A 23,288-nucleotide genomic window follows, 5' to 3' on the forward strand; every position below is an offset into this window, starting at 1 on the left:
CGGCCGTTCCCGTCCGTCCCGATCAGGGACAACACCCCAGCACAGGTGGTTACCGGATAAATCGGGCATGAGCTACCGTCACTGGCATGAGCTCGGAGTTGAAGGTCCTCGGCGCCTGCCCGCTCGACTGCCCGGACGGCTGCGCCTGGGTCGTCACCGTCCAGGACGGGCGCGCGGTACGGCTCCGCGGCAACCCCGAGCATCCGTACACCCGGGGCGCGCTCTGCGTGAAGGTCAACCGCTATCTCGAACACACCCAGGCGCCGGATCGGATTCTCCATCCGCTGCGCCGGACCGGGCCCAAGGGTTCGGGCACGTTCGAACGGATCAGCTGGGACGAGGCGCTCGACGAGATCGCCGAGCGGCTGACCGGCGTGATCGAGGAGTTCGGCGGCGAGGCCGTCTGGCCGTACTCCGGCACGGGAACCCTCGGCTACCTGCAGGGCCTGGAGGGTATGGCCGGGCGCCGCCTGTGGAACGTGCTCGGCGCCTCCCACCACGACGCCGACATCTGCTCCCAGGCGGGCAACGAGGGGCTCCGCCGAGTCCAGGGCTCACCCGGTGGCATGGATCCCGAACTCTTCGCCGAATCCAAGCTCATCCTGCTCTGGGGGACGAACACCCTGACGACCGGCCACCACCTGTGGAAGTTCATCCAGGACGGCCGGCACGCCGGAGCCCACGTGGTGGCGATCGACCCGATCCGCACCCGCACCGCCGACCAGGCCGACGAGCACCTGGCGCCGCTCCCCGGCACCGACGCCGCGCTCGCCCTGGGCCTGCTGCACGTGGTCGTGTCCGAAGGGGCCGAGGACCGGGAGTTCATCCAGGCGCACACCCACGGCTGGACGGAGTTCCGAAAGCGGATCATGGAGTTCCCGCCCGCTCGCGTCGCCGGGATCACCGATCTCCCGGTGGACCGGATCGTCGGCCTCGGGCTCCGGCTCGCCCGTACCAGGCCCACCGCGATCCGGGCCACGATGGGCCTGCAGCGGCACGCGGGCGGGGGCGCCGCGCTGCGGACGATCGCCGCCATCGCGGGGGTCACCGGGGACTGGCGGTACCCGGGCGGGGGCGTCGTCTACTCGACCAGCGGGCACAGCCCCCTCGACCGGACGGCGCTGTACCGGGACGATCTGCTGGAAAAGCCGGTCCGGACCCTGCGGATGACCCGGCTCGGCGAGGGGCTGCTGGACCTGGACGACCCGCCCGTCAAGGTGCTCTGGGTCACCGCCGCCAATCCGATGGGCAGCACCTCCCACCAAAACAAGATCCGTCGAGGGCTGCTCCGCGAGGACCTCTTCACCGTGGTGGTGGAGCAGTTCCCGACGGACACCGTCGACTACGCCGACATCGTCCTGCCCGCCACGACGCAGATCGAGCACCGGGACCTGCACGACGGGTACGGACACCTCTACCTGACCTGGAACGAACCGGCGGTCGCGCCGCCCGGCGAGTGCCTCCCCACCGCCGAGACCTTCCGCAGGCTCGCCCGCCGGCTGGGGCTCACCGAGCCGGCGCTCTTCGACGACGACCTCACCCTCGCCGAGCAGGCCCTCGGCTCCGGCCACCCCGCGCTGGAGGGGATCACCCTCGATCGGCTCCGCAAAGAGGGCTGGGTGCGCATGGCGCTGCCCCGGCCCTTCCTCCCGTACGCCGAAGGGTTCCCGACCGCCTCGGGCCGGATGGAGTTCGTCACCGGCGACGGCCCGGACCGGATGCCGGACTTCGTCCCCCCGGCGGACCCGCCGGACTACCCGCTGACGCTGATCTCCGCCGCCTCGCACACCTTCCTCAACACCACGTTCGGCAACAACCCCGAGCTGCGCCGCCGGGCCAAGGGGCCGTACGTCATGGTCCACCCGGACGACGCCTCCGCCCGGGGTCTCACCCCCGGGCAGCGGGTGCGGGTGTTCAACGACCGAGGATCGTTCGAGGCCGAGGTGGAGATCAGTGATCGGGTACGGCCCGGGGTGGCGGCCTCCCCCAAGGGCCACTGGCCCAAGTTCAGCCCCGGCGGCACGAACGTCAACGCCACCGTCGACGAACGGACCGCCGATCTGGGCGGTGCCGTCTACCACGACAACCGCGTGGAGATCGCCCCACTCTGACCGAGCCCGGCAACCGATGATCGAGTACGGCCGTACGGCGGCCACCGGAACCTGCTGCACGTCGGATGGGTGCTAGTCGAGGGCGAGCTTGAACCCCTCATGGGAGGCGGTGAAGCCGAGTGAGGTGTAGAAGCGCAAGGCCGCACCCCGGGTCTTGTCACTGGTCAACTGGACCAACCGGCAACCACGAGCGCGGGCCCGCCCCACCGCCCAGTCGATCATGGCGCGGCCGTGGCCCTGGCCGCGCAGGATGGAGTCGATCCTGACCGCCTCGATCAGCAGCCGCTCGGATCCCCTCCGGGAGAGCCCGGGGATGTAGGTGAGCTGCATCGTCCCGACGACGGCGCCGCCGACCTCGGCCACGATGAGCTCGTTGCGGGGGTCGGCGGCGATCGCGTCGAAGGCGTCCAGGTAGACGCCGAGATCGGCCTCCGTCTCCCGTTCCGCGCCCAGCCGGTCGGCGACGAGCAGGGCGACGATCCTGGGAACGTCCTCACGTTTGGCCTCGCGGAACACCACAGACATGGGGGAACCATATCGGGGGTCGATCAGGGACTTCCCCTATGTGCTCACGCCGCCGCGCGAGGCAGCATGAAGTCATGACAGAACTATCGAGAAGCGATGAAATGTCACTGGCCGGGGCCGCGCTGCGTGGCGCGCCGTGGAAGCTCGCCGCGTTCACCGGTGGCGGTGTGGCCGCGGTGAACATGCTGATCGGGCTGGTCTTCTCCGGCGCCGATCCGGGGGGCGCGCTCAGCCTCGGCGCCGGTCTCTTCTTCATCGTGGCGGCGGCGGGTGCGCTGTTCAACCCGGGCGCGTCCGGGATCGACCGCGTCACCAGGAACGCCCGGGCCTGGTCGCTCAAACATCCGTGGCGGTTCGCGCTCCTGCCGGCCGCGGCGACGGCGGCCGTGACCTACCCCATCCAGCTGATCCTGGACGGCGAAGGCATCTTCGGCAGCCTGTTCGACGCGCTGTGGGGCGGTGCGCTCGTCTACCTCGTCGTCGGTCTCCTCGGCGTCGCCGTGAAGGGACGCGCCCGGAACTCGTGAGGACCTGTGGCGGCCCGGCGCGTGATCCGGGCGCCGTCGTCCTCCCGGAGAAGGGCGGCGCCCGGCTCACGCGCCGTCGCGCTCGGCCTGGCTCCGGCAGACGCAGAACTCGTTGCCTTCCGGGTCGAGCAGGGTGACCCAGCCGGTGCCGTCCGCCCTCCGGTGGTCCTGGAGTTGAGTGGCGCCCAAGGCGAGCAGGTGCTCGACCGCTTCGTCCCGAGTTCTGCCGTCCGTCGGCATCACGTCGAGGTGGAAGCGGTTCTTGGCCGTCTTTCCTTCGGGCACCCGGATGAACAGCACCTGCGGCCCGCCGGGCGGGATGAGCCGGATCTCGTCGTCGCCGGGCTCGGATTCCGGATCAAGCGTCCAGTCGGTGGCCGCCTGCCAGAAGGCCGCCAGTCGGTACGGCTGCGCGCAGTCGAAGGTGACCGCATGAATCCCCATCATGGCCCACAGCCAACATCGACACCACCAATCACGTCAAGCAGGTTTCGCGACGACCGTGCCCGGGCTCAGTGCGCCGCCCCCGCGAGGTTCAGACCGATCACCCCGAAGACGATCAGCGCCAGCGAGATCAGCTTGAGCGCCGAGGCGTTGTCGCCCATGACCAGGATCCCCACGACGGCGGTGCCCGCCGCGCCGATCCCGGTCCACACCGCGTAGGCCGTACCGACCTCCAGCTGCTTCAACGCCACGCTCAGCAGTCCGAAGCTGAGCGCGGCGAAGACGAAGAACCCGACGGAGGGCAGCAGCTTGGAGAAGCCGTCGCTGAGTTTCAGCGACATCGCCATGGCGATCTCGAAGAGTCCGGCGATGATAAGAAGCACCCAGGCCATGACCGCCCCGTTCGCGTCTGAACGCGGGTGACTTTCACCCACGTGTCCCGAGCGTCGTCTTTCCTTCCGGGTACGGCGCTCACTCCTCGTCCGGGGCACCGATCGGGTACCTGCTCTAGCTATAGCACATCCCACCAGAGCGTCACCCAGCGCGCCCGCGGTGCGGGCCAGATCCCGAGCTCCCGTGCGACCCGCGCCACCTCGGGCGCGCGATCGGCGGGCAGGCACAGCCGGACGCAGACGCGGTCGGCCAGTTCCTCCAGCGAGTGATAGTGGTCGTCGGAGGCGGCCGAGACGGCCGATCGGACCCGGTATCCCAGGGATCGAGCGATTTCCGCCACGTCCTCGGCGGTCGGGCTGTCGGGCCGGTCCAGCCCGTGGAAGTGCTCCCAGAGCGGGTTGAGCCAGGTCATCGGATGGCGTTCGCTCAGTTCCAGCACGACCCGCCGCCGGGCGTGCCCGGTGAGTGCGGTGAGAAATCCCACCAGATCGGGCACGTTGTAGACGACGTGCGAGCACACCGCCACATCGGCCGCCGGGGTGCGGTCGGCCACCTCGGGCCAGCTTCCCTCGACCGCGACCAGTCCGACGCCCGGGGGCACCCTCGCGGCGAGTTCCCCGAGCATGACGGCCGAGACGTCGACCGCGACGATCTCCGCGGCCTCCTTCGCCAGCGGCAGGCAGGCGGCGCCCGTACCGGCCCCGACGTCGAGCACGCTCCCGCCTGGGGGCAGCGCCTCGCGGGCCCGTTCGTAGAGCGGCCCGGACGGCGCCTCGACCAAGCCCTCGGTACGGCGGATGAAGTTGTCCGGCCGGTGTCCCCAGGGCGATCGGGGGGCGGCGTCGACGATCGCCTGGGGGATCCCCCAGCCCGCCAGTTCGGCCTGCCAACGAGCGCCCAACCGACCAGAAGGTCCATCAATCTCCATGGAAACAGCCTAAAAGCCCATAGCCCATCAGAGGTGGCAAGAAGGGTTACCGGCGAGTAGCATAGGAGTTAGGTTACTCGTCAGTACGAACGGCAGACCGGGCCAAGGAGCACCCTGATGGGCCACTACAAAAGCAACGTGCGCGACCTCGAATTCAACCTTTTCGAGGTCTTCGGCCGACGCGACGTCCTCGGCAGCGGACCGTTCGCCGATCTCGACGAGGAAAGCGTCCGGGGCATCATCGACGAAGTGAACCGGCTCGCCACCGGGGTACTCGCCGATTCGTTCGAAGAAGGCGACAGGCACCCTCCGGTCTTCGACCCGGCGACCGCCTCGGTCATCATGCCTGACGGGTTCAAACGGTCCTTCGCCGCGTTCGTCGACGCCGGATGGGCCAACGTCGACCTCCCCGAAGAGCTCGGCGGCCCCGGATTCCCCCGCAGCGTGGCCTGGGCGCTCGCCGAACTCGTGCTCGGCGCCAACCCGGCGGTCTGGATGTACTCCTGCGGCCCCGCGTTCTCCCTGGTCCTCCACAAGATCGGCACCCCGGACCAGAAGCGGTTCGCCGAACTCGCGATCGAACGGGAGTGGGGCGCCACCATGGTGCTGACCGAGCCCGACGCCGGATCCGACGTCGGCGCGGGCCTGGCCACGGCCGTACCGCAGCCTGACGGAACCTGGCACATCGAAGGCGTGAAGCGATTCATCACCAGCGCCGAGCACGACATGGCGGAGAACATCTTCCACCTCGTCCTCGCCCGCCCCGAGGGGCACGGCCCGGGGACCAAGGGCCTGTCGATGTTCCTCGTCCCCAAATACCTCGTCGACCTGGAGACGGGCGAAACCACCGGGCGCAACGGCGTCTACGTGACCGGCGTCGAGAAGAAGATGGGCCTGAAGGTCTCCACCACCTGCGAACTCACCTTCGGCAACAAGCACCCCGCCGTCGGCACGCTCATCGGCGACGTGCACGAGGGCATCAAGCAGATGTTCATGATCATCGAGCACGCCCGGATGATGGTCGGGACCAAGGCGATCGCCACCCTGTCCACCGGCTACCTCAACGCGCTGGAGTTCGCCAAGACCCGGGTGCAGGGGGCCGACCTCACCCAGATGACCGACAAGACCGCCCCGCGGGTGACGATCACCCACCACCCCGACGTACGGCGCGAGCTGATGCTGCAGAAGTCCTACGCCGAAGGCATGCGGGCGCTCGTCCTGTTCACCGCGACCTTCCAGGACGCGGTCCAGCTGGCCGCCGCGGAGGGCCGCGTCGACCGCGAAGCCGAGCTCATCAACGACCTGCTGCTCCCGATCGTCAAGGGGGTCGGCTCGGAGCGCTCCTACGAACTGCTCTCCCGCTCCCTGCAGACCCTCGGCGGATCCGGCTACCTGCAGGACTACCCCATCGAGCAGTACATCCGGGACGCAAAGATCGACTCGCTCTACGAGGGCACCACCGCCATCCAGGGCCTGGACCTGTTCTTCCGGAAGATCCTGCGGGACAACGGGGCCGCGTTCGGCTCCCTCCACCGCCGGATCGTCGAGTTCGCCGACTCCGAGGCCGGGAACGGCCGGCTCAAGCAGGAGCGCGCCCTCCTCGCCGAGGCCGCCGGACACCTGAAGGCGATGATCGACACCCTGACCACCTGGTCGTTCGGCTCGCTGGAGGCACCGAAGGAGATCTACCGGGTCGGCCTCAACAGCACCCGGCTGCTGCTCGCGCTCGGCGACCTGATCATCGCCTGGCTCCTGCTCCGCCAGGCCGAGATCGCCCTGACCGCCCTCGGCGGTGAGGTCTCCGCCGCCGACCGCGCCTTCTACACCGGCAAGGTCGGGGCGGCGTCGTTCTTCGCCACCACCGTGCTCCCCCGTATCGCGGCTGAACGCCGGATCCTGGAGAACACCCGGCTGGATCTCATGGACCTTCCAGAAGAAGCGTTCTGAATCCACCTGAGCGATGCCCGCCCCAATTCTCCCGGGGCGGGCATTCGCCTGCCCCTCACCTGGTACGGGCTCCGCGTTCAGGCGGGTATGGACTCCACAGCTCATCCGGCACCGCCGTACCCCGCCTGTGCGGCGGAGTCCGCTAACGGACTTCCCCGGTGCCGTGCCGGTGCTCGGCTGCGCGGATCATGTCTTCGCTGAGGTGCCGGAGGAGCCGACCCATGTCCCGGAGCCGGGCTCCGGCGGGGGTGGCGGGGCCGAGGGCTTCGGCGCCGCCGTGGGCGACGTCGGCGAGCATGGCGTTCTTCCGGGCGCTGGCCAGCCAGGACTGGTACCAGATATCTCCGTCGATGACATACCGGTCGCGCCGCCGCCGGGGATCGCGCTCGCGCCGGATCAGGTTCTGCTGTTCGAGCTGGCCGACGGCCTTGGAGACGGACGCCGGGCTGACCTGGAGGCGGCGGACGAGTTCGGCGGCGGTGAGGCTGCCGTCGTCGGTCAGGTACAGGCAGGCGAGCACCCGGCCGGTCGTACGCGGCAAGCCGGTGTCGACGAGCATGGCGGTGAAGCGCTCCTCCAGCCTGCGGATCGTCTCCGGGTCCCGGCCGTGCTCGGCGGTGACCGCGGGCGCCGGACGGGGTGTGGCCGCCTTGCCCCGGCGGGCTCGGAGCACGGTCGCCTGGTGGGCCCGGCCGGCGTGGTAGCCCCCCGCCCCGCCGTTGCGGATCACCTCGCGGGTGATTGTGGAGATCGGCCGGTCCAGGCGCCTGGCGATCTCGGTGTAGGTGAGGCCATCGGCCAGCCCCCCGGCGATGTCCTCGCGTTCCCGCTGAGTCAGCCTGCCACCCGGCATCGGTGATCTGCCTCCCGCCTTTCCCGTCGGATCACCAGTATTGCGTTCGCTGACATCTCATTGCAAGTCCATTTTGCATTTGCCTACATCATCATTGCAATAACCTTTATAAACACGACGATCTATGTTGACGAATAACTGAAAGCAAAGTAGCTTTTGCGATCGAGCGAACACGTAATATCTCGTCTACCAGAGGATTCGGCGTGATCAAATCCCTTCTCCTCGCCACGGTGCTGGCGACGGACCCCACCCACGTCCAGGCCGCACTCGATCAGGCCCTGACCCGGTACGGCGCCCCCGGGATCGCCGCCGAGGTGCGCGACGGGCGCGAGCGATGGTTCGGCTCGGCGGGATTCTCCGACACCGAGACGGGTCGCGAGAGGCGGGCCGACGAGCGCTTCAGGATCGGCAGCGCCACCAAGTCGTTCACGGCCACCGTGGTCCTGCAACTGGCCGGCGAGGGCAAGCTGAGCCTGGACGACCGGGTGGAGCGCTGGCTCCCCGGGCTCGTGCGGGGCAACGGCCACGACGGCACCCAGATCACCGTCCGGCAGCTGCTCAACCACACCAGCGGGATCTTCAACTACGTCAACGACCCGGAGCTTTTCGCCAAGGCGCAGGGTACGGCCTGGCTGGAGCACCGCTACGACACCTACACCCCGAAGCAACTCGTGCGGATCGCGATGCGCAACCCGCGTCACCTCCCGCCGGGTACGGGCTTCGCCTACTCCAACACCAACTACATCCTGGCCGCGATGATCGTCGAGAAGGCGACGGGCCGTGGCTTCGGCACGGAGGTCACCCGGCGAATCATCCGGCCGCTGAAGCTCACCGGGACCTACCTGCCCGGAACCGAGGCGAAGATCCGGGGACCGCACCCCGTGCACTACTCCACGCTCTTCTCCCAAGAGCCCGATCCCACGATCCACGACGCGACCGCCATGAACCAATCCGCGACCTGGTCCGCGGGCGGCATGGTCTCGACCCTCGGCGACCTCAACCGATTCATGGGCGCGCTGCTGGGCGGACGGCTGCTCCCCGCCGCACAGCAGAAGGAGATGTTCACCACCGTCGAAACCACGGGCGGGCCCCCGTGGATCCCCGACACCCGCTACGGCCTGGGGGTCTTCACCCAGAAGCTCCCGTGCGGCGTCTGGGTCTGGGGCAACGGCGGGGCCACCTACGGCTCGTGGACCTACGCCATGGGCGCGCGAGACGGCAAGCACCTGCTCGCCACCGAGGTCAACGGCGACTGGAGCGGCCTCGGCGTCTTCACCGACGTCCTCTCCGCCGAGTTCTGCCCGCGCACATCCCGATAGGCCCACCCCTCATCTGATACGAGCCATCCGGCGTTATCCGGTGCCGTCGTCCTCCGACTTTCCCGTCACCACGCGAAGATGCGGCAGGACTTCGCCCTGGAGCCGGCCGGACGGGCTCGGATCATCGACCCGTCCACGTCCACCCGGTCACATGCCGGTGAGCTGGACCCCGCCATGTGGGTACGGGATCAACGCGTGGCGTGCCGCACCGCGCGGACAGCGAACGTGAGCGCCGGTAGAGCGAGCGCAAGTCCGGCTGTGAGCAGCGGCGACTGCCCCGCCGGGAGGCCGTTCCGAAGGACGACGCCCATGTAGTCCACGAAGGCCACCCGGTTGAGCGCGGCGTAGACGGCTCGGAACATGCGGTGGGTACGGCTGAGCGTGCCGAGCACGAGCGCGAACGACGGGATGAACAGCGCGCCGCCCGCCCAGGCCGCCATGCCGGGGACGTCGGCCGAGACGGCCATCCGTACCAGAGGCCCCACTCCGGACAGCGCCGTGACGGCGACACCGGTCGCCCATTCGGCGCCCACCGCCTGGAACGTCCGAGGGTATGAGCCGAGCAAGGTCTCCAGGCCGTTCTGGATACTCCAGCAGCATCGTGCGATGCCCCCGTCTCACCGCCGGCGGCTCTGGGATTGGCGGGATCTCGTCGTGTCGCCCACAGCGTAGGCGATGTTGATGGCCGAGATGGCGATCCAGACCACGGTCAGCCCGAGTACCCCGGCCGGCCGCTCCCCGGCTCCGACGGCGATCGCGCTGATCGGGGTCCCCAGGATCAGGGACCAGATCGCCAGCGACCTGGGCGACCCGGCCAGCCTCCGCTTGGACCGAGCGGGCGGTTGATCGGCCTGTATGGACGCCAGCCGCGCGTCGATCTCCCGGCCAACCCGGTCGAGAAACGAGTCGATCACCGCATCCCGGTAGGCGGGACCGAGATCACGGTAGGTTTCCGCGGCTGCGCGGATCTGCTCACGAGAAAGCGAACCGGTCACGTCAGCGCTTCCGAATCTGCCGTAATCGTGAAATTGCGGTGATGTCGACTCCATATCGAGTGAGGTCCCCCCACTAATCGTGCAGACTGCGGGATCGGCCGCCGGACTGCCGGGGCATGCGCCGCGCGACGGCCTGGGACCGTCCGCGGTTCCGCGTCGCTCGTCGGCACGGCGGCCGCGGCATTAGGAAATCACGCCGCATATGTTCCGGCACTACAGGCAGGCACCGGAATTGAGGTATGCCTAGCCCTACGCCCCGCCCGGGCAAGTTTTGCAACTCGGCGACAAGAGCCCGTCTCGTCGCCACCCGACCGGGAAAATCGGGTTAGGGTGATTTACGTGCGCACAGGAAAGCCGCAGGCACTGCTGGAGGCGGTGACCTGGCGCAGGCTGCTGATCAGCAGGTGGCCGTGGCGGGCGGCGGGCTATTTGATCACGACGATACCGGTGGCGATGCTCCCTGCCGCCGTGCTGGCGGTCCCCTGGATGGTGCTGGCGATACGGCTGGCGGCCGGCGACCACCGGCTCGACGCGATCGTGCTGCTGATCCTCCTCGGGGGCTTGTTGATCGTCACGCTCGGACCGTTGATCGCAACGCCGGTGGCCGCGCTGGAGCGCAGGCGGCTGCGTATGGTGGACGACCGCCCGATCGGTGCCCGCAGCCACAGCGTGCCGTCCGGCGGACCGGTGCGGCGGCTGCGGGCTCACTACGCCTCACCGGCGACGTGGCGCGAGGTCGGCTACGCCTGCCTGCTGGCCACCGTGGCACCCGTCCTGTCCGTCACCGCGCTGGGCGCCGTGCTGGTGGCCGGGACCTTTGTCGCCAGTCCGCTGCTGATCCTGGCGCAACGGCCGGGCGGTGGCTCCGTGGCCCTGGCGTTCGGCGAGGCCGCGACCGTGGAGCAGACTCTGCCGTACGTCGTGATCGGAGTCCTGCTGCTCGCTCTGGTTCCGTACATGCATACGCTGCTGGCGGGCGGGCATGCCACGGTGGCGCGAACGCTCCTGTGCGAGACAGGTGACCGGTTGCGCGCGAAGCTGGTCGAGGTGTCACGTTCCCGCGCCCGCCTGGCGGACGCCTTCGAGGCCGAGCGCCGGCGGATCGAACGCGACCTGCACGACGGCGCCCAGCAGCGGCTGGTCAGTCTCACCCTGCAGATCGGGCTGGCCCGGCTCGACCTGCCGCCCGGCTCGCCCGCGGCTGAGACGATCACCGCTGCGCATGACCAGGCCAAGCGGTTGATGGCCGAGCTACGCGAGCTTGTTCACGGGATCCAGCCGCAGATCCTGACCGACCTCGGGCTCCCCGCCGCACTGGGCGAGCTCGCCGACCGGTCCCCCATCCCGGTGACCGTCCGGGCGAGCCTGCCGGGCAGACCACCCGCCCAGATCGAGAACACGGCCTACTTCGTGGTGGCCGAGGCCCTCACCAACATCGCCAAGCACAGCGGCGCGACCGGCGCGACCGTGACCGTGGGCCATCGCCGCGGTGTGCTCGGCGTCGAAATCCGCGACGACGGCCGCGGCGGGGCCGACCCGGACCGCGGCACCGGATTGACCGGCCTGGCCGATCGGGTCGCCGTGATCGACGGCCGGATGTCGTTGTGCAGCCCGGCCGGCGGACCGACACTCCTGCACGTGGAGATTCCATGCCCTCAGAAACAGCTGTCATCCGGGTAGTCCTGGCCGAGGACGGGGTCCTGCTGCGGGAGGGGCTCGCCGGCCTGTTTGAAAGGTTCGGGTTCGAGACGGTCGGGGCGGTGGGTGACGCCGCGGCGCTCAAGGCCGCGGTCGCCGAGCACTCACCCGATCTGGTGGTCACCGACATCAGGATGCCCCCGGGGTTCACCGACGAGGGGCTGCGAGCCGCCGTGGAGCTCCGGCACGCACACCCCGGGCTGGCTGTGGTCGTGCTCAGCCAGTACGTTCGGTACAGCTACATCTCCGACCTACTGGACTCCGGGGACGGCCGGGGCCTGGGCTACCTGCTCAAGGACCGGGTGGTCGACGTCGAGGAGTTCGTGGCCGCGTTGCGCCGGGTTGCCGCCGGCGAGACCGTCGTCGATCCCCAGGTGATCAGCCAGTGGGTGCGTCACCGCAGCAGCCCTCTCGCCTCCTTGTCCGCGCGCGAACGTGCGGTCCTCGCCCTCATCGCCGAGGGCCACTCCAACGCCGAGATCGCCCGGCGGCTGGTCGTCTCCGAGGCGGGCGTCGGCAAACACATCGGCAACATCTTCGACAAGCTCGGCCTGCCACAGACCGACAACACCAACCGGCGCGTACTGGCCGTGCTCGCCTACTTCAAAGCGACAACGGATGGTGAAGCGCCGGGCACCGGCATATGAAATGTTGCCCGATGTCGGCTTCTTGTCTGGCTGAGCACGTTTTGCAGGCCGACCCATCGAATTCATCACTGTGCTTCGGGCTGGAAGAACTTGATAATCCGGTCGAATCCCGTTGTGCCGATCGACGTAAATGAGCACGGCGATTAACTGGAGCCGTTGGCAGTAGACCTAAGACCGAAGGGCGCTGTGAACGTCAGGGAGTTAGTACGCACACACCGTGTCAAGGCGGCCCCGGCGACTCGCCGGAATGCGAAACAGAGCGATTGCCGCGAATTCTGAAGTGCAAGCGGCAATCGGGGTATGCCTAGACCTACCTGTATTCCGATAGCTGGGCATAGTGATGATGTGCCGGCTCCGTGATTGCCTTGAAGGAAGCAAAGTCCCCGGGCAGGCGGGCCGACACGTTTACGCGGAACTCCGTGGGTGCCCCCCGCCCGTCGCACCGCTTATGCCCGCCACCCCGCCCGGTGGATCATCGTGAGCCAAGGAGAGCGACTCATGGACATCCGCCGAGCATTCGCCTACACCACGGCGGCGACCGTGACCCTGATAGCCCTGAGCGCCTGCGCCGGCAAGGGCTCCGGCGACACCGCCTCCGAGGAGAAGTCCTTCAACCTCCGCGGGAATCGACTGGTCATAGACGCCCGCTCGGTCGAACTCAAGGTCTTGCCGGGCGACGGCTCCGGCATCCATGTCCAGCGGTGGCTCAGCGGGACGGCGGCCGAACCGGGCAACTCGTCGTGGACGCTCGACGGTGACACGCTGAAGCTCAGCGTGAACTGCTCCGGGCTGGTCCTCGACTGCGGTGGCAGACATCAGGTGAGTGTGCCGGGCGATCTGTCGTTGGTCGTGCGTTCCGGGGACGGCGAGTATCACCTCTCCGGCCTCTCGGGCTCCGTCGTCGTCGAAGGCGGCAGCGGACCCGTCCGCGCCGACGCGATGACCGGGGATCTCAGCATCACCACTCAGGAGGGCGAGATCACGGTTTCGAACGTCCGATCCCGCACCCTGCGGGCGTCGTCGGACCTCGGAAACGTGGATGTCGACTTCACGGCGGCGCCGCAACTCGTCGACATCACGTCCAACGCCGGGGACATCACGGTCAAGGTTCCGACCACCGGACAGCGGTACCAGGTCTCGATCGACAGCGGCACGGGCCAAGGCGGGTCGCGGGTGCCCCACGACAGTCGGAGCCGCAACGTGGTGAAACTGCACTCCGCCGAGGGTGACGCGACCTTGTTCCCCTGTTGACCACAGCGATATCGAGGAAGAAGGTGAGGTCGCCTCGCCCTCCTCTCACACCATCGGCCATGCGGGTCCCTACGCCCTGGGGTCGCGTGACGGAAAGCACCATCGAGGTCAACGGCGACTGGAGCGGCCTGTGTGTCTTCACCGACGTCCGCTCCGCCGAGTTCTGCCCACGCGCATCCCGGCTCCCCCGCATCGCGGCCGAACGCCGGATCGTGGAGAACACCGGACTGGACCTCATGCAGGTCGCGTGTTCGAGTGGTCAGACCAGGCGGGGTGGAGGATGGGGAGTGGAGCGTTCGGTCTCCGCGGCGGGAGGTGTCGAGCGCAGCAGACGCAGGACCGCCGCGCAGGCGAGGTAGGTGATCAGCGCGGCCCACGGCATCCCCGAAGCGGTTGGAGCGGTGCTCGGCCACAGGCTGTTGGAGAGCAGGGCGAAGGCGACTCCTGCGAATCCCGCGATGGTCAGCGGTAGCCGGACAGCCTGACAGGACACCATGCGGGCCAGGCCGGCCGGTGTGGGGAGCGAGCGGCGGCGGGACCGCTCTGCACCGCGCACCTCGACCGGGCCGAAGATCGCGATGAGCAGCGCCAGGACGGCGCTGAGCATGACCAGCAACGGGATCCGCCAGGCCAGCCACGCGGCCGATCCGGCCTCGGGGGTCGGGAGCAGGCCCGCCACGTGCAGCGCGGCGACAAGCAGGATCACGGCGGAGATGTGCCAGAGAAAGATCGTCATAATCACCGAGTTGACGGCGACCACTGCCTTCCACCGGCTGGTGCGCCGCAACCATCGCTCGGTCCGATCCCGCAACAGCAGCGCCACGCCGAGCTGGGCGGTGGCGACCGCGAGCAGAGCCAGACTCGGTGGGGACATGTTGTGCAGTCGCTCGCCGGGCACATTGATCATGCTGATCGGATAGGGGCCGACGAGGGTAAGGAGGAGCAGCACGCCGATCCCGGCGAGCAGCAGCGGTACGGCGACACGAGGGCGGGCCGGCAGCAGCCCGTCCCGCCAGACGAAACCCATCTGGTGGATGGCCAGCCAGCCGAACAGGAAGTTGCCGTTACCCCAGAAGTCATGGCCGAGGAGGCGTGCCACATCGCCCGCGGCGACGAGCCCCACCAGCACCGGCGGGACGGCGAGTCCGTACCGGCGGTGGAGGGCGTACATAGGCGGGGTCAGCGCGACCACGATCAGGTAGACCACGAGGAACCACAACGGGATCGAGGCGAGCCAGACGATCATGCGGACCCTGGCGGGATCGGCGTCGAAGAGGCGAGCCACCAACGCGCCGCCTCCCATCACCAGCACCAGGGCCGTGGTCGGCGGGACCAGCCGACCGCTCCGCGCGATAAGCCACTCGGTGGCCTTCCCTCCACGGCGTCGTTCCGCGGCCAGGGAGACGGCGTTGGCGTATCCGCCGACGAAGAAGAACACGGGCATCACCTGGACCAACCAGGTGAGCGGCTGCGCCCACGGCAGGTCCGGCAGCGCCGAACGGCCGATCAACTCGCCGTTCTCGTCGTAGCCGATCACCGTCACCAGCCAGTGCCCGAGGACCACCGCGACGATCGACACGGCTCGCAGCAGGTCGATGAACCGTTCCCTCGATGGCGGCGTCTGCTCCGCGAGCCGCCGGATCTCTCGAAACGTCCTGCCCATGTCCTGGATGTTCCCCAGCAGACGTAGAGGTCACCGGCGGATGAAAGCCCTGCGACGTTGGGCGCGGTGTCGGAGCTGATGGAGCAGCGCGGGTGGGGCCGGCTTGGCGTGAGCTCATTCCAGACCTACTGGCCGGATGCTCCCCGTGCCTGCAACTCGTCGCCGCACACAGCTCAAGCAGGCCGCAAAGGGCGGTTCAGGTCCATACCGCTGGGCTCCTGCGTAGGCGGGCGAGGTGCCCGCGGTGGCAGGAGGCGTGATCACCGTTCGGACCAAGCCGGGTCTCGGAACGCCGAGAGCAGGTCCTAAAGCTCGTACTGGACCGCCGCCCGGGACGCCAGGATCGGCTTGATGTGGTCACGGATGACCGCTTGATGCGCGGGGTGGTCCCGGTAGACCAGAAAGGACTCGACGTCGTCGAAGTCGGCGACGAGGGCGAACTGCTGGTTTCCGGGGCTGATCCCGAGGTCGTCGCCGAGCCGGTAGTCCCGGATCTGCTCGATGATCCCCGGGAGCTTGGACAACTCCGCGGCGACCGTCTTCCGCTGCTCGTTAGTGGCCTCATCGGCCCAGGTGAACAACACCACGTGCCGGATCATCGCATCTCCCTCGCTCATGAGCCGCTGCCCCGGCGATGGTATCCCGGGCCGGGCTACGGGGCGGGCGGGGTGTCGGCGATCCGGTCGAAGGCGAGTCCGCTCGATCCTTCCCCACGGCCGGTGGTGCGGTGGGCGCTCAGCCACACCACGGGCCGGCCGTCCTGCCCCCGCGTGCGGTTGAAGGCGAGGACGACCCTGGTCCCGGCCCTCGGCACCTCCTCCTCGTGGACGAAGTAGGCGTGCTGCGGAGTGACGTCGAGCCCGTCCCGGAGCAGGCTGGTCCGCGGCCGTACCTTCTCGGGCGGGACGGGTCCGCCGGGCAGAACACGGGGCAGCGCGGCCCGCTGGAGTTGGATCTCCCGGTTGTCCCCGGGCAGGTGAACCGGGATGAACGGGATCCAGTTCTCCGGCACCGTGTTCATCGCCTCATACGCGATCACCGCCGCGGGCTCGGGCGGGGTGACCGGGGGCAGCAGCCGACGCCGGTGGGCGAGGGTCTCCGCCGCGGTCTCGGCGCCCCGGCGCCCCTCCCCAAGCACGATCGGGACGGTCCGCTCGACCCCCCAGACCATGTTGGCGTTCTCGTCGCGGATGAGCACCACCTCTTCCAGCGGCGGTCCCTCGGCCGTCTTGGGCACGCTCGCGGGGAGGAAGACACCGGTGTCCGCGGTCACCGGGGCGGTGCCGGCGATCGTCAGGTTGAACATCGACCAGCGCTGCCAGTCGTCGTCCGCCCCGGACCCGGCCGGGGTGATCCAGAAACGCTGCCCGAACACGTCGGTCACCGCGAGCCCCTTCAGCGCCGCGAGCGTCCCCGCCGGCAGGTCGCAGGGGAGCAGGAACCAGTCGTTGCTGAACACCAGGGCGAACTCGCAGAACAGCAGCCGGGCCAGGTCGGTGGTGTCGGGCGTGATCGCGCCGAAGTTGGTCCGCCCGTCCTCGAACGCCCAGAACCTGGGGTGCGGCATGCCGGAGTACCCCACCGGTCCGGGCAGGACCGTCCGGGTCACCGAGGCGCGCACCGACGGGTCGGCCGCGCCGAGCGGCGGCGCGTCCGTGTCGATGGAGAACGCGTGCCAGTCGAGCCGGCCCCCGGGGTATTCCTCCGCGGTGAGCACCCGCTCCCCGTCGGCGGTCGGCGCACCGAGGGCGAACCTGTGTTCAAGCCGCTGCGGATCCCAGGCGGCCGGGCCGCCGGGCTGCGTGATCAGACCTTCGAACCAGGCGACGAAGAGCGGCGCCGCCTCGTCCAGCTCGTCCTTGTGCCCGTGCGGGACGTGCATGCCGTCGTACGGGCGTCCGCCCGCTTTGAGGTGCCGGTAGAGCAGGTAACCGTCCATCGCCCGCCCGGCCACCGCGGCCACTCCGGCCCAGGTCTGCGGGTCGGAGACGATCGCGGTGTCGGCCGCGGCCGCCGGGTCGGGCGGCTTGATCGCATAGTGCTCCGTGAACTCGTCCCGGAGCGATCGATGGATCATCTTCAGCCAGCGGCGGCCGAGGATCAGCCGAAGGTCGAGGCTCACCGGGTCGGCGCCGACGGTGAACGGCACCGGCCGCCGCTCCACGACCGCCTCCAGCGGATCGCCGGGGAGGTCCGCCGGAGGCGCGTCTCCGGCCCGGAAGCGGGTCGGCCGGGTGGTGTTGAGGTGGTACTGGGCGGTGACCGGCGATCCCGCGTCCTCGCCGCGGAACTCGCCGAACTGCCACTGCCTGGTGAGCTGCCACAACGCGTCCCGGACCTCGGCCCGCAACGCCCGCCCGAACTCGGTGGTCCTCGGCCGCCCCTCCACCCGGTTCCACACGGTGACGGTCGGGAAGGTCCGCTCGGCCATCGCCGCCCGGATGTCGGTGATACGAATCGGCTCACTCATCGTCGCCTCCGGTCAAGCCTCCACGAACCCTGAACACATCCGGTACGGGCGGAGCCGGCTCCATCCCATGCCCCCTCCCATCGCGTCTTCGTCGGCACAGGGCCGTCGTGGACGGCTCACCCATCGTCGTCCTCGGCGAGGTTGTTCCGGACCAGGTCGGTGGAGATCGTGATGGGCTGCCTGGTGGCGGTCAGCACGGTGGCGGGGAGCAGCTGCCCGTACGCCGAGTCGTCCAGCTGAGTGGGCTCCACGGCCCGTGCTTTGGCCAGGTCGAGGGTCTCCCCGAGCGCGGCCACCAAGTCCTCCCACGCCCATTTCCCGGTCCGGCGAGGTGGGACGACCAGCAAGAACGCCTGCGGCGGTTCCGATCCCGGCCGGTCGTAGTGGAACGCGATCCCGGTCGTCTCCTCGGCCGCCGGGATCACCTCGGTCCACTCGTCGAGCAGCACCCCGCACACCGGATGACCGCTGCTGATCTGCTCGGTGTAGTGCGCGGTGTACAGCAACCGGTCGTCGTCGACGGTGTGCCCTTCGGGCAGTTCCAGACCAAGCCAGGGGTAGTCCCGGGTGAAGGGGAACTGTACGGGGGTGAGCTCGGGCTCGTCCCGGCCGAACGCGGCGGCGAGCAGGGTGATCCGCTCCCAGAGCCGCGCCTTGTCCCGTACCCTCGCCACTCCGTGCAGCCAGTCGTCCACGGGGAAGTCCCGGCTCAGATGCCGGGTGGGCCGCCCGGACTCGGTCTCCTGAAGCGCCTTGCGCCACTCCGTGATCACCGGGCCCGGTGGACTGCAGGAGGGGAAGACCAGGGCGTCCGCGCCGAGCATGGCCTTGAGCGCCTCGGTGGCGGCGGCCACCCGCTCCGGCCCGGTGCCGGCCGCGTCGTAAGCGGTGATCGCCGCGTCGGCGGCGGCGAGCCTGGTGAGGATCTCGGCGTGTACGGCTCGCGCCCGGCCGAGCAGATCCGCGCAGAAGGCGATCACCCTGTCCTCGTGCGGGGCGAGGTCCAGCCCGACGGCGTCGAACGCGCCTATGGGCAGGAGTTCGCGTACATCCGCCAGGAGCCCGCTGATCGTGGTGCGGGAGCTTGAGGCGATGTCCCGCAGCCGGTCCAGCCGGTTGTCGAAGGCGTTGCGCCGGTTTCGCACGATGGTGCGCAACTGGGACGGGCTGTTCGGGCGCGGGCTGGTGGGGGTCGTGGTCAGGAGGCGTTCGGCCTGCTGGAGGAGGCGGAAGCGTTCGGCCGCCGGGGTGGCGGACGGCAGGTCGTCGTAGACCTCCAGGATCGCTTCGGCGGCGGCGAGCGAGGCGGCCATCCGGTCCGCGGCCTCGTCCACGGCGGCGAGCACGTCAAGGTATCCGGTCCGCCGCCACGCGGTCAGCTCCCCCCAGCCGCTGCGGACCAGGCCGAAGTTTCCACAGGTGGTGAGGAGTTTGGCCAGCCGGGTCAGAAAGACGTCCACCCCGGCCAGCAGCTGGGCGCGGCGGCCGGCCGGGTCGGCGACGAGGGGCGCGAGGTCGGCGATGTAATCGGCGAGCTCGTCCCGGAGGTCGCGGAGCTCCCTGCGGACCTCGACCGGCCGATCCCGGTCGAGGCTCACCGCGTCGTCGAGCCCGGGCTGGACGAGTTCGCCGCTCGCGGGACGGGACAGGTCGCTCGGCCGCAGGGCCCTGGAGGTGGAGAGCAGGGTGCGCGCCGCCGCGATCAGCGGCGAGAGCTCGAAGAACGTGATCCTGCCGTCGACCCGGCGGGTGTGCTCGATGGCGAGTACGGCGTCCGGCCGGGGATTTCGCCGGGTGACCACCTCGCCGACGATCCGGTCGTCGAGGTCGGTCATCGCCGTCTCGTCGGTCGGCCGGACCAGCGCGAGCAGATCGACGGAGCCCAGGTCGAGGTCGTCCTGGGTGACGGTCTCGCTCCGCGGCGCCCCGCTGACCGGGTCGGTCCAGGTGACCCGGACGGCGACGTCGTGGTCGGAGGGGAGCAGATCGTCCAGCCAGTCGTCGACGGCCGGTTCGCCTTTCCCCCGCGGGGAGCGGAACCCGTGGCCCGGGTCGGCGTCGTGCCTGAGGTGGAGGCTGAGCCGGTGGGTGAGGGACACCCCGCTCCGTGGGGTCTCCACCACCGCGGGGTCGGGCGGGAACCCCGCCTTGGCGTAGGCGTCCAGGGTGGCGGCGGCCCGTTCGGAGTTGCCGAGCGCCGCCTGGTGGACGCTCTCGGCGAGGGCGAGGTCGGCGAGGGCGTCCTCGATGTCGAGGAGCCGTGCCACCTCCGCGTTGATCGCGAGCTTCTGGGTGCCGTCCGCGGGGGGCAGCCCCGACCGGCCGAACGGATACTCGGTCTCTCCCGACCTGGTCACCTCTTGAACCAGGGCGAGCCCGTCCACGACGTTGCGGGCCTCGATCGACTCGATCGGGGTGCCCGGCGGGGGCGGCTGGGTGCCCAGCTTCCCCGACACCAGGGGGAACTCACGCCGCAGCGCGGAGATGAACACGTCCACCTCGGCGAGGTCGTGCCGGTCGTGCAGGCCCCGCTCGAACTGGTACCCGAGGAGCGCGCCGAGCGGCTGCCCGCCGCGGATTCCCTCCAGGAAGGAGAGCGCGATCCGGACCCGTTCGGAGCTGAGGTTGACCGAGAGCGTGCCCGGGTTGGCCGAGGAGGCGTCGGCGAGGTATCCGGCACGCAGGATCGCCGCGGTGGCCGCGTGGTTGAGCGAGAGCGCGTGGATGTGCCCGCCGCCCGCCGGGTCGTGCACGAGCGGGCCGGCGCCGGGCGGGGTGAAGATCTGGGCGAGTTCACCGGTGAGGGTGACCGGGGTCGGCTGGACGGTACGCGGCCGGACGTCCTCCAGCCAGCCGTACATGCCGAGGTACAGCCCGCGGACCGGTGCGGCCTGCCCGGTGTACCGGAGTTCGGCCAGCCGTTCGTTCGCCAGTCCGAGCCGCCAGGCGTCGAGCCGGTAGGCGCAGCAGTCCAGGTGCTCGACGAGGACCCGCTCCAGCCTGGCGGTGGGGACGTCGCGCAGCAGCTCGATCGCGGTGAGCTGGTCGGCGAGCCCGCGGGTGGCCGGGTGCGTCCCGAGGACGCCGGGGATGAAGTCGGCCACGATCCGGTCGGGGGCGCCGGTCACGGCCGGGTCGGGCGAGTAGAGCCGGCGGTACCCGCTCTCGCTGATCTCGGTGCGCTCGCTCACGTGGATGAAGAGCGGATCGGCGTAGCTGAGCGCCAGCTCGGCCGGGGTAAGCCCACCGGCCGCCGCGGCGAGCAGCCGGGCGGTGTCCGCCCAGCCGAGGAGTACGGCGTGTCGCAGCAGCAGGTAGAGCAGGGCCGCAGGGGGCCGGTCGTCGGCGAAACCGGTCTCGTTGCGCACGGTGTCCAGCGCGGTCCGCCCGTACTCGGCGAGCCAGGCGAGATAGTTCTTCCCGTCTGCGGTGTACGCCCGGATCGGGGTGCTCTCCGAGAGCGGCAGGTCGTCCACGAGCGGCCCATGCAGCGGATACTGCACCCCGGTGAAGAGTCTCCGGCTGAGCGCGGGGTCGGGTCCGGCCGCGGGATAGCCGAGCCGGGTGAGCACAGAACGGATCTTGGCCGGCATCTCCAACCGGGTGAGCGCGGTGAGGACCCGGCCTCCGCTCCCGTTGAGGTTGTACCGGTTGAAAAGGTCCTCGACGCTCTGCGCGTACCGGTGGTGGAATTCCGCCGAGGTCGGGTGGAGACCGAGGATGCCGAGGAGCAGCCGGTGTCCGTCCCCCTCCGCGCCCAGGTGCGGGACGTCCTCGGCGAGCTCGGCCCAGTCGGCCGCCGCCGCGGCCAGCAGGGTCTGCAACCCCCGCCGATGGGTCGCCGTCTCCGGGTAGACGAGCCGGGAGAACGCGGTAGTCGGGAGGATCCCGTACGGCTGACGCCCGATCCGCACCGCCGGTACCGGGCCGCGTCCGCTCACCTGGCCGGTGAAGAACTCCCTGGTCTTCTCGACCGTCTCCGGGGAGAGCGCCGGATGCGCCGGCGTCTTGAGATGGTTGCCCCAGGTGGCCGGCCACAACGCGACGGCGGCGGCCCTCGCCTCCCGTTGGTCGGTGCCGTCCGCGCCGGGGACGTCGTCGAGCACGGCGGGATCGATGCCGAGGAGTTCGGCGAACCGCTGCCCGTCGGTCGTCGCGGTCCAGTCGCCGACGGCCCCCGCGGAGTCCGCGGGGGCGAGCCGACGGAGGAAGAGCGCCTCGCTCTCCTGACCGGGATCGGTCCCCGCCGAAGCCTGCTCGGTGTTGTTGGTGGGGGTGCCCTGCGGGATCAGACTCAGCCCGGCGGGGCTGCGCAGCAGGTGGGAAAGGTGCGTCTCCAGCTCGGCCTTGGCTTCCTGCGGATCCGATTTGAGGCGGAGTCCGAGGACGAGCAGCCGGTCCAGACCGCCGCGGATCTGCTCGGTGAGCGGGACCCGAAAGCCCATGCCGACCTCGACCGCGCGGGTGAAGTCGGTCAGCCAGCGCAGATCCTGGGGGATGTGCAGTCCGCCGTCGACCGGGCGGAGCTGGTCGGCGGCGGACGGGTCCGGGCTGACCACGAGGTTGTCCGGGACGGCCGCGCCCACCTGGGAGACGACCTGTGCGCCGCCGGCGAATCCGACGACGACGAACCGGTCCGGCAGCAGCTTCGCCCTGGCCGCCCGGGTCCAGGAGGCGGGTGCGGGCTCGACCTCGCCGGGCGGGGTGGTTTCGGGGTCGGCGAGGTCGCGGGTGCCCTGTTCGGCGAGGAGCCAGGCGGCCCGGCCGGGGCCGATCCGGTCGGTCAGGTCGCGCCAGGCGGCGAGCCGGGTGATCGGGTCGGCCCGATGGCAGACGCGCCGATAGCGGTTGACGGCGCCGAGCTCGGACTCCGACGGCCGGGGTTCGTGGGCGTCGACGGCCCAGTCGTCGGGGAAGATCCGGATGAGCAGTTCGGTCGCGGTGAAGCGGGTCTCCACCCGGACCGGGCCGAGCAGCACCGGGAAGGCGTCGCTCATCTGCTCCGCCTCCTGCCTGGGGTCGGCCAGGGCGGTGAAGGCGGTGAGCGCGTCGGACTCCTCGGCCGTGAGCCGGGCGGAACGCTCCGCCGTGGCCCGGGCGTCGTCCTGTGCCCGGCGCAGCTCGACGTCGAGGTCGCCCTCGAAGTCACGGGCACCGTCCCCTTCGGCGAACCGCATGTACCTGTCCCGCACCGCGGTGACCCGGGCGACACGCTCGGCGGCCAGCGCCGCCTCCTCCTTGGCCCGGGCCGCGACGTCCACAGCCCGGCGGACCGCCGTACGCCTCTCCTCAAACTCACCCATGACTGAGCATCTCCCTGGCGTGGACGGCGACGACTGAGGAAACCCGGTTCCCGGCACGCTGTATCCATGAGCGTCGAGCCCGCGTGTCCACGGACCCGGCACCGCCTCCGGCGGCCGGAACCGGTTCCGCTTGCGGACCGTGGTGAGCGGGGGTCGACGAAGGCGACCAGCGGTGAGTCGTCGAACCCGACGACCGAGACATCCCCGGGCACGG

Annotated in this window: 18 protein-coding genes and 1 riboswitch; of the genes, 7 read left to right on the top strand and 11 right to left on the bottom strand. The window is 70.0% G+C overall.

All coding sequences use genetic code 11. From position 1 onward, the window contains the following. Positions 1-86: 86 nt before the first annotated feature. Entirely contained in the window at positions 87-2,111 is a 2,025-nt protein-coding gene (locus RUR_RS32090) for a molybdopterin-containing oxidoreductase family protein (RefSeq protein ID WP_283138974.1), read from the top strand. Positions 2,112-2,183: 72 nt separating this feature from the next. Here RUR_RS32090 and RUR_RS32095 read toward each other — a convergent pair whose 3' ends face one another. Continuing rightward, positions 2,184-2,636: a GNAT family N-acetyltransferase gene (locus RUR_RS32095; protein WP_283138975.1), complete on the bottom strand. Its 453-nt coding sequence runs from the start codon at positions 2,634-2,636 to the stop codon at positions 2,184-2,186. Positions 2,637-2,710: 74 nt separating this feature from the next. On the opposite strand from RUR_RS32095, the gene RUR_RS32100 reads away from it, so the two are divergent. Continuing rightward, complete coding sequence (locus RUR_RS32100; protein ID WP_283138976.1) at positions 2,711-3,163, top strand: hypothetical protein; 453 nt, start codon at positions 2,711-2,713, stop codon at positions 3,161-3,163. Between the two features lie 66 nt (positions 3,164-3,229). Here the strand turns inward: RUR_RS32100 and RUR_RS32105 are convergent, their stop codons facing one another. From RUR_RS32105 to RUR_RS32115, 3 genes are all read right to left on the bottom strand, one after another. After that, on the bottom strand, positions 3,230-3,610 hold the full coding sequence (locus RUR_RS32105) for a VOC family protein (protein WP_283138977.1): 381 nt from the start codon (positions 3,608-3,610) through the stop codon (positions 3,230-3,232). Positions 3,611-3,675: 65 nt separating this feature from the next. Continuing rightward, positions 3,676-3,999 carry a DMT family transporter gene (locus tag RUR_RS32110; RefSeq protein WP_283138978.1) on the bottom strand — a complete coding sequence of 108 codons (324 nt, stop codon included), beginning with the start codon at positions 3,997-3,999 and terminating at the stop codon, positions 3,676-3,678. 48 nt (positions 4,000-4,047) lie between these two features. Further along, a riboswitch (guanidine-III (ykkC-III) riboswitch) is annotated at positions 4,048-4,114 on the bottom strand. A 4-nt stretch (positions 4,115-4,118) separates the two neighbouring features. Further along, positions 4,119-4,901, bottom strand: coding sequence for a class I SAM-dependent methyltransferase (locus tag RUR_RS32115; RefSeq protein WP_283138979.1), 783 nt, complete (start codon positions 4,899-4,901; stop codon positions 4,119-4,121). 144 nt (positions 4,902-5,045) lie between these two features. Here RUR_RS32115 and RUR_RS32120 point away from each other — a divergent pair, with 144 nt between their 5' ends. Continuing rightward, positions 5,046-6,875: an acyl-CoA dehydrogenase gene (locus RUR_RS32120; protein WP_283138980.1), complete on the top strand. Its 1,830-nt coding sequence runs from the start codon at positions 5,046-5,048 to the stop codon at positions 6,873-6,875. A gap of 142 nt (positions 6,876-7,017) precedes the next feature. Here the strand turns inward: RUR_RS32120 and RUR_RS32125 are convergent, their stop codons facing one another. Beyond that, entirely contained in the window at positions 7,018-7,728 is a 711-nt protein-coding gene (locus RUR_RS32125) for a GbsR/MarR family transcriptional regulator (protein WP_283138981.1), read from the bottom strand. 203 nt (positions 7,729-7,931) lie between these two features. Here RUR_RS32125 and RUR_RS32130 point away from each other — a divergent pair, with 203 nt between their 5' ends. Continuing rightward, positions 7,932-9,047 carry a serine hydrolase domain-containing protein gene (locus RUR_RS32130; RefSeq protein WP_283138982.1) on the top strand — a complete coding sequence of 372 codons (1,116 nt, stop codon included), beginning with the start codon at positions 7,932-7,934 and terminating at the stop codon, positions 9,045-9,047. A gap of 188 nt (positions 9,048-9,235) precedes the next feature. Here RUR_RS32130 and RUR_RS32135 read toward each other — a convergent pair whose 3' ends face one another. Then, positions 9,236-9,580, bottom strand: coding sequence for a hypothetical protein (locus RUR_RS32135; RefSeq protein ID WP_283138983.1), 345 nt, complete (start codon positions 9,578-9,580; stop codon positions 9,236-9,238). Positions 9,581-9,664: 84 nt separating this feature from the next. Beyond that, a complete protein-coding gene (locus RUR_RS32140) occupies positions 9,665-10,042 on the bottom strand; it encodes a hypothetical protein (RefSeq protein WP_283138984.1) in 378 nt (125 codons plus the stop codon). 339 nt (positions 10,043-10,381) lie between these two features. On the opposite strand from RUR_RS32140, the gene RUR_RS32145 reads away from it, so the two are divergent. The 3 genes from RUR_RS32145 to RUR_RS32155 all read left to right on the top strand — a co-directional run bounded on the left by RUR_RS32145 (position 10,382) and on the right by RUR_RS32155 (position 13,638). Continuing rightward, a complete protein-coding gene (locus RUR_RS32145) occupies positions 10,382-11,722 on the top strand; it encodes a sensor histidine kinase (RefSeq protein WP_283138985.1) in 1,341 nt (446 codons plus the stop codon). Further along, positions 11,692-12,387: a response regulator transcription factor gene (locus tag RUR_RS32150; RefSeq protein WP_283138986.1), complete on the top strand. Its 696-nt coding sequence runs from the start codon at positions 11,692-11,694 to the stop codon at positions 12,385-12,387. The genes RUR_RS32145 and RUR_RS32150 overlap by 31 nt, the downstream gene beginning before the upstream one ends. A gap of 498 nt (positions 12,388-12,885) precedes the next feature. Next, positions 12,886-13,638, top strand: coding sequence for a DUF4097 family beta strand repeat-containing protein (locus RUR_RS32155; protein WP_283138987.1), 753 nt, complete (start codon positions 12,886-12,888; stop codon positions 13,636-13,638). A 259-nt stretch (positions 13,639-13,897) separates the two neighbouring features. On the opposite strand, the gene RUR_RS32160 is transcribed toward RUR_RS32155, so the two are convergent. The 4 genes from RUR_RS32160 to RUR_RS32175 all read right to left on the bottom strand — a co-directional run bounded on the left by RUR_RS32160 (position 13,898) and on the right by RUR_RS32175 (position 23,074). Further along, on the bottom strand, positions 13,898-15,301 hold the full coding sequence (locus tag RUR_RS32160) for an acyltransferase family protein (RefSeq protein ID WP_283138988.1): 1,404 nt from the start codon (positions 15,299-15,301) through the stop codon (positions 13,898-13,900). Positions 15,302-15,606: 305 nt separating this feature from the next. Further along, entirely contained in the window at positions 15,607-15,918 is a 312-nt protein-coding gene (locus tag RUR_RS32165; protein ID WP_283138989.1) for a Dabb family protein, read from the bottom strand. Positions 15,919-15,953: 35 nt separating this feature from the next. Then, a complete protein-coding gene (locus tag RUR_RS32170; RefSeq protein ID WP_283138990.1) occupies positions 15,954-17,771 on the bottom strand; it encodes a hypothetical protein in 1,818 nt (605 codons plus the stop codon). 116 nt (positions 17,772-17,887) lie between these two features. Next, positions 17,888-23,074, bottom strand: coding sequence for a hypothetical protein (locus RUR_RS32175; protein ID WP_283138991.1), 5,187 nt, complete (start codon positions 23,072-23,074; stop codon positions 17,888-17,890). Positions 23,075-23,288 lie beyond the last annotated feature (214 nt).

The organism is Rhizohabitans arisaemae, assembly GCF_025996515.1.
Lineage (GTDB): Bacteria > Actinomycetota > Actinomycetes > Streptosporangiales > Streptosporangiaceae > Rhizohabitans > Rhizohabitans arisaemae.

Coding starts and splice junctions, on each gene's coding strand:
- RUR_RS32175 (WP_283138991.1), bottom strand. CDS start 23,074: ATGGGTGAGTTTGAGGAGAGGCGTACGGCGGTCCGCCGGGCTGTGGAC.
- RUR_RS32125 (WP_283138981.1), bottom strand. CDS start 7,728: ATGCCGGGTGGCAGGCTGACTCAGCGGGAACGCGAGGACATCGCCGGG.
- RUR_RS32090 (WP_283138974.1), top strand. CDS start 87: ATGAGCTCGGAGTTGAAGGTCCTCGGCGCCTGCCCGCTCGACTGCCCG.
- RUR_RS32110 (WP_283138978.1), bottom strand. CDS start 3,999: ATGGCCTGGGTGCTTCTTATCATCGCCGGACTCTTCGAGATCGCCATG.
- RUR_RS32095 (WP_283138975.1), bottom strand. CDS start 2,636: ATGTCTGTGGTGTTCCGCGAGGCCAAACGTGAGGACGTTCCCAGGATC.
- RUR_RS32170 (WP_283138990.1), bottom strand. CDS start 17,771: ATGAGTGAGCCGATTCGTATCACCGACATCCGGGCGGCGATGGCCGAG.
- RUR_RS32100 (WP_283138976.1), top strand. CDS start 2,711: ATGACAGAACTATCGAGAAGCGATGAAATGTCACTGGCCGGGGCCGCG.
- RUR_RS32150 (WP_283138986.1), top strand. CDS start 11,692: ATGCCCTCAGAAACAGCTGTCATCCGGGTAGTCCTGGCCGAGGACGGG.
- RUR_RS32160 (WP_283138988.1), bottom strand. CDS start 15,301: ATGGGCAGGACGTTTCGAGAGATCCGGCGGCTCGCGGAGCAGACGCCG.
- RUR_RS32155 (WP_283138987.1), top strand. CDS start 12,886: ATGGACATCCGCCGAGCATTCGCCTACACCACGGCGGCGACCGTGACC.
- RUR_RS32105 (WP_283138977.1), bottom strand. CDS start 3,610: ATGATGGGGATTCATGCGGTCACCTTCGACTGCGCGCAGCCGTACCGA.
- RUR_RS32120 (WP_283138980.1), top strand. CDS start 5,046: ATGGGCCACTACAAAAGCAACGTGCGCGACCTCGAATTCAACCTTTTC.
- RUR_RS32165 (WP_283138989.1), bottom strand. CDS start 15,918: ATGAGCGAGGGAGATGCGATGATCCGGCACGTGGTGTTGTTCACCTGG.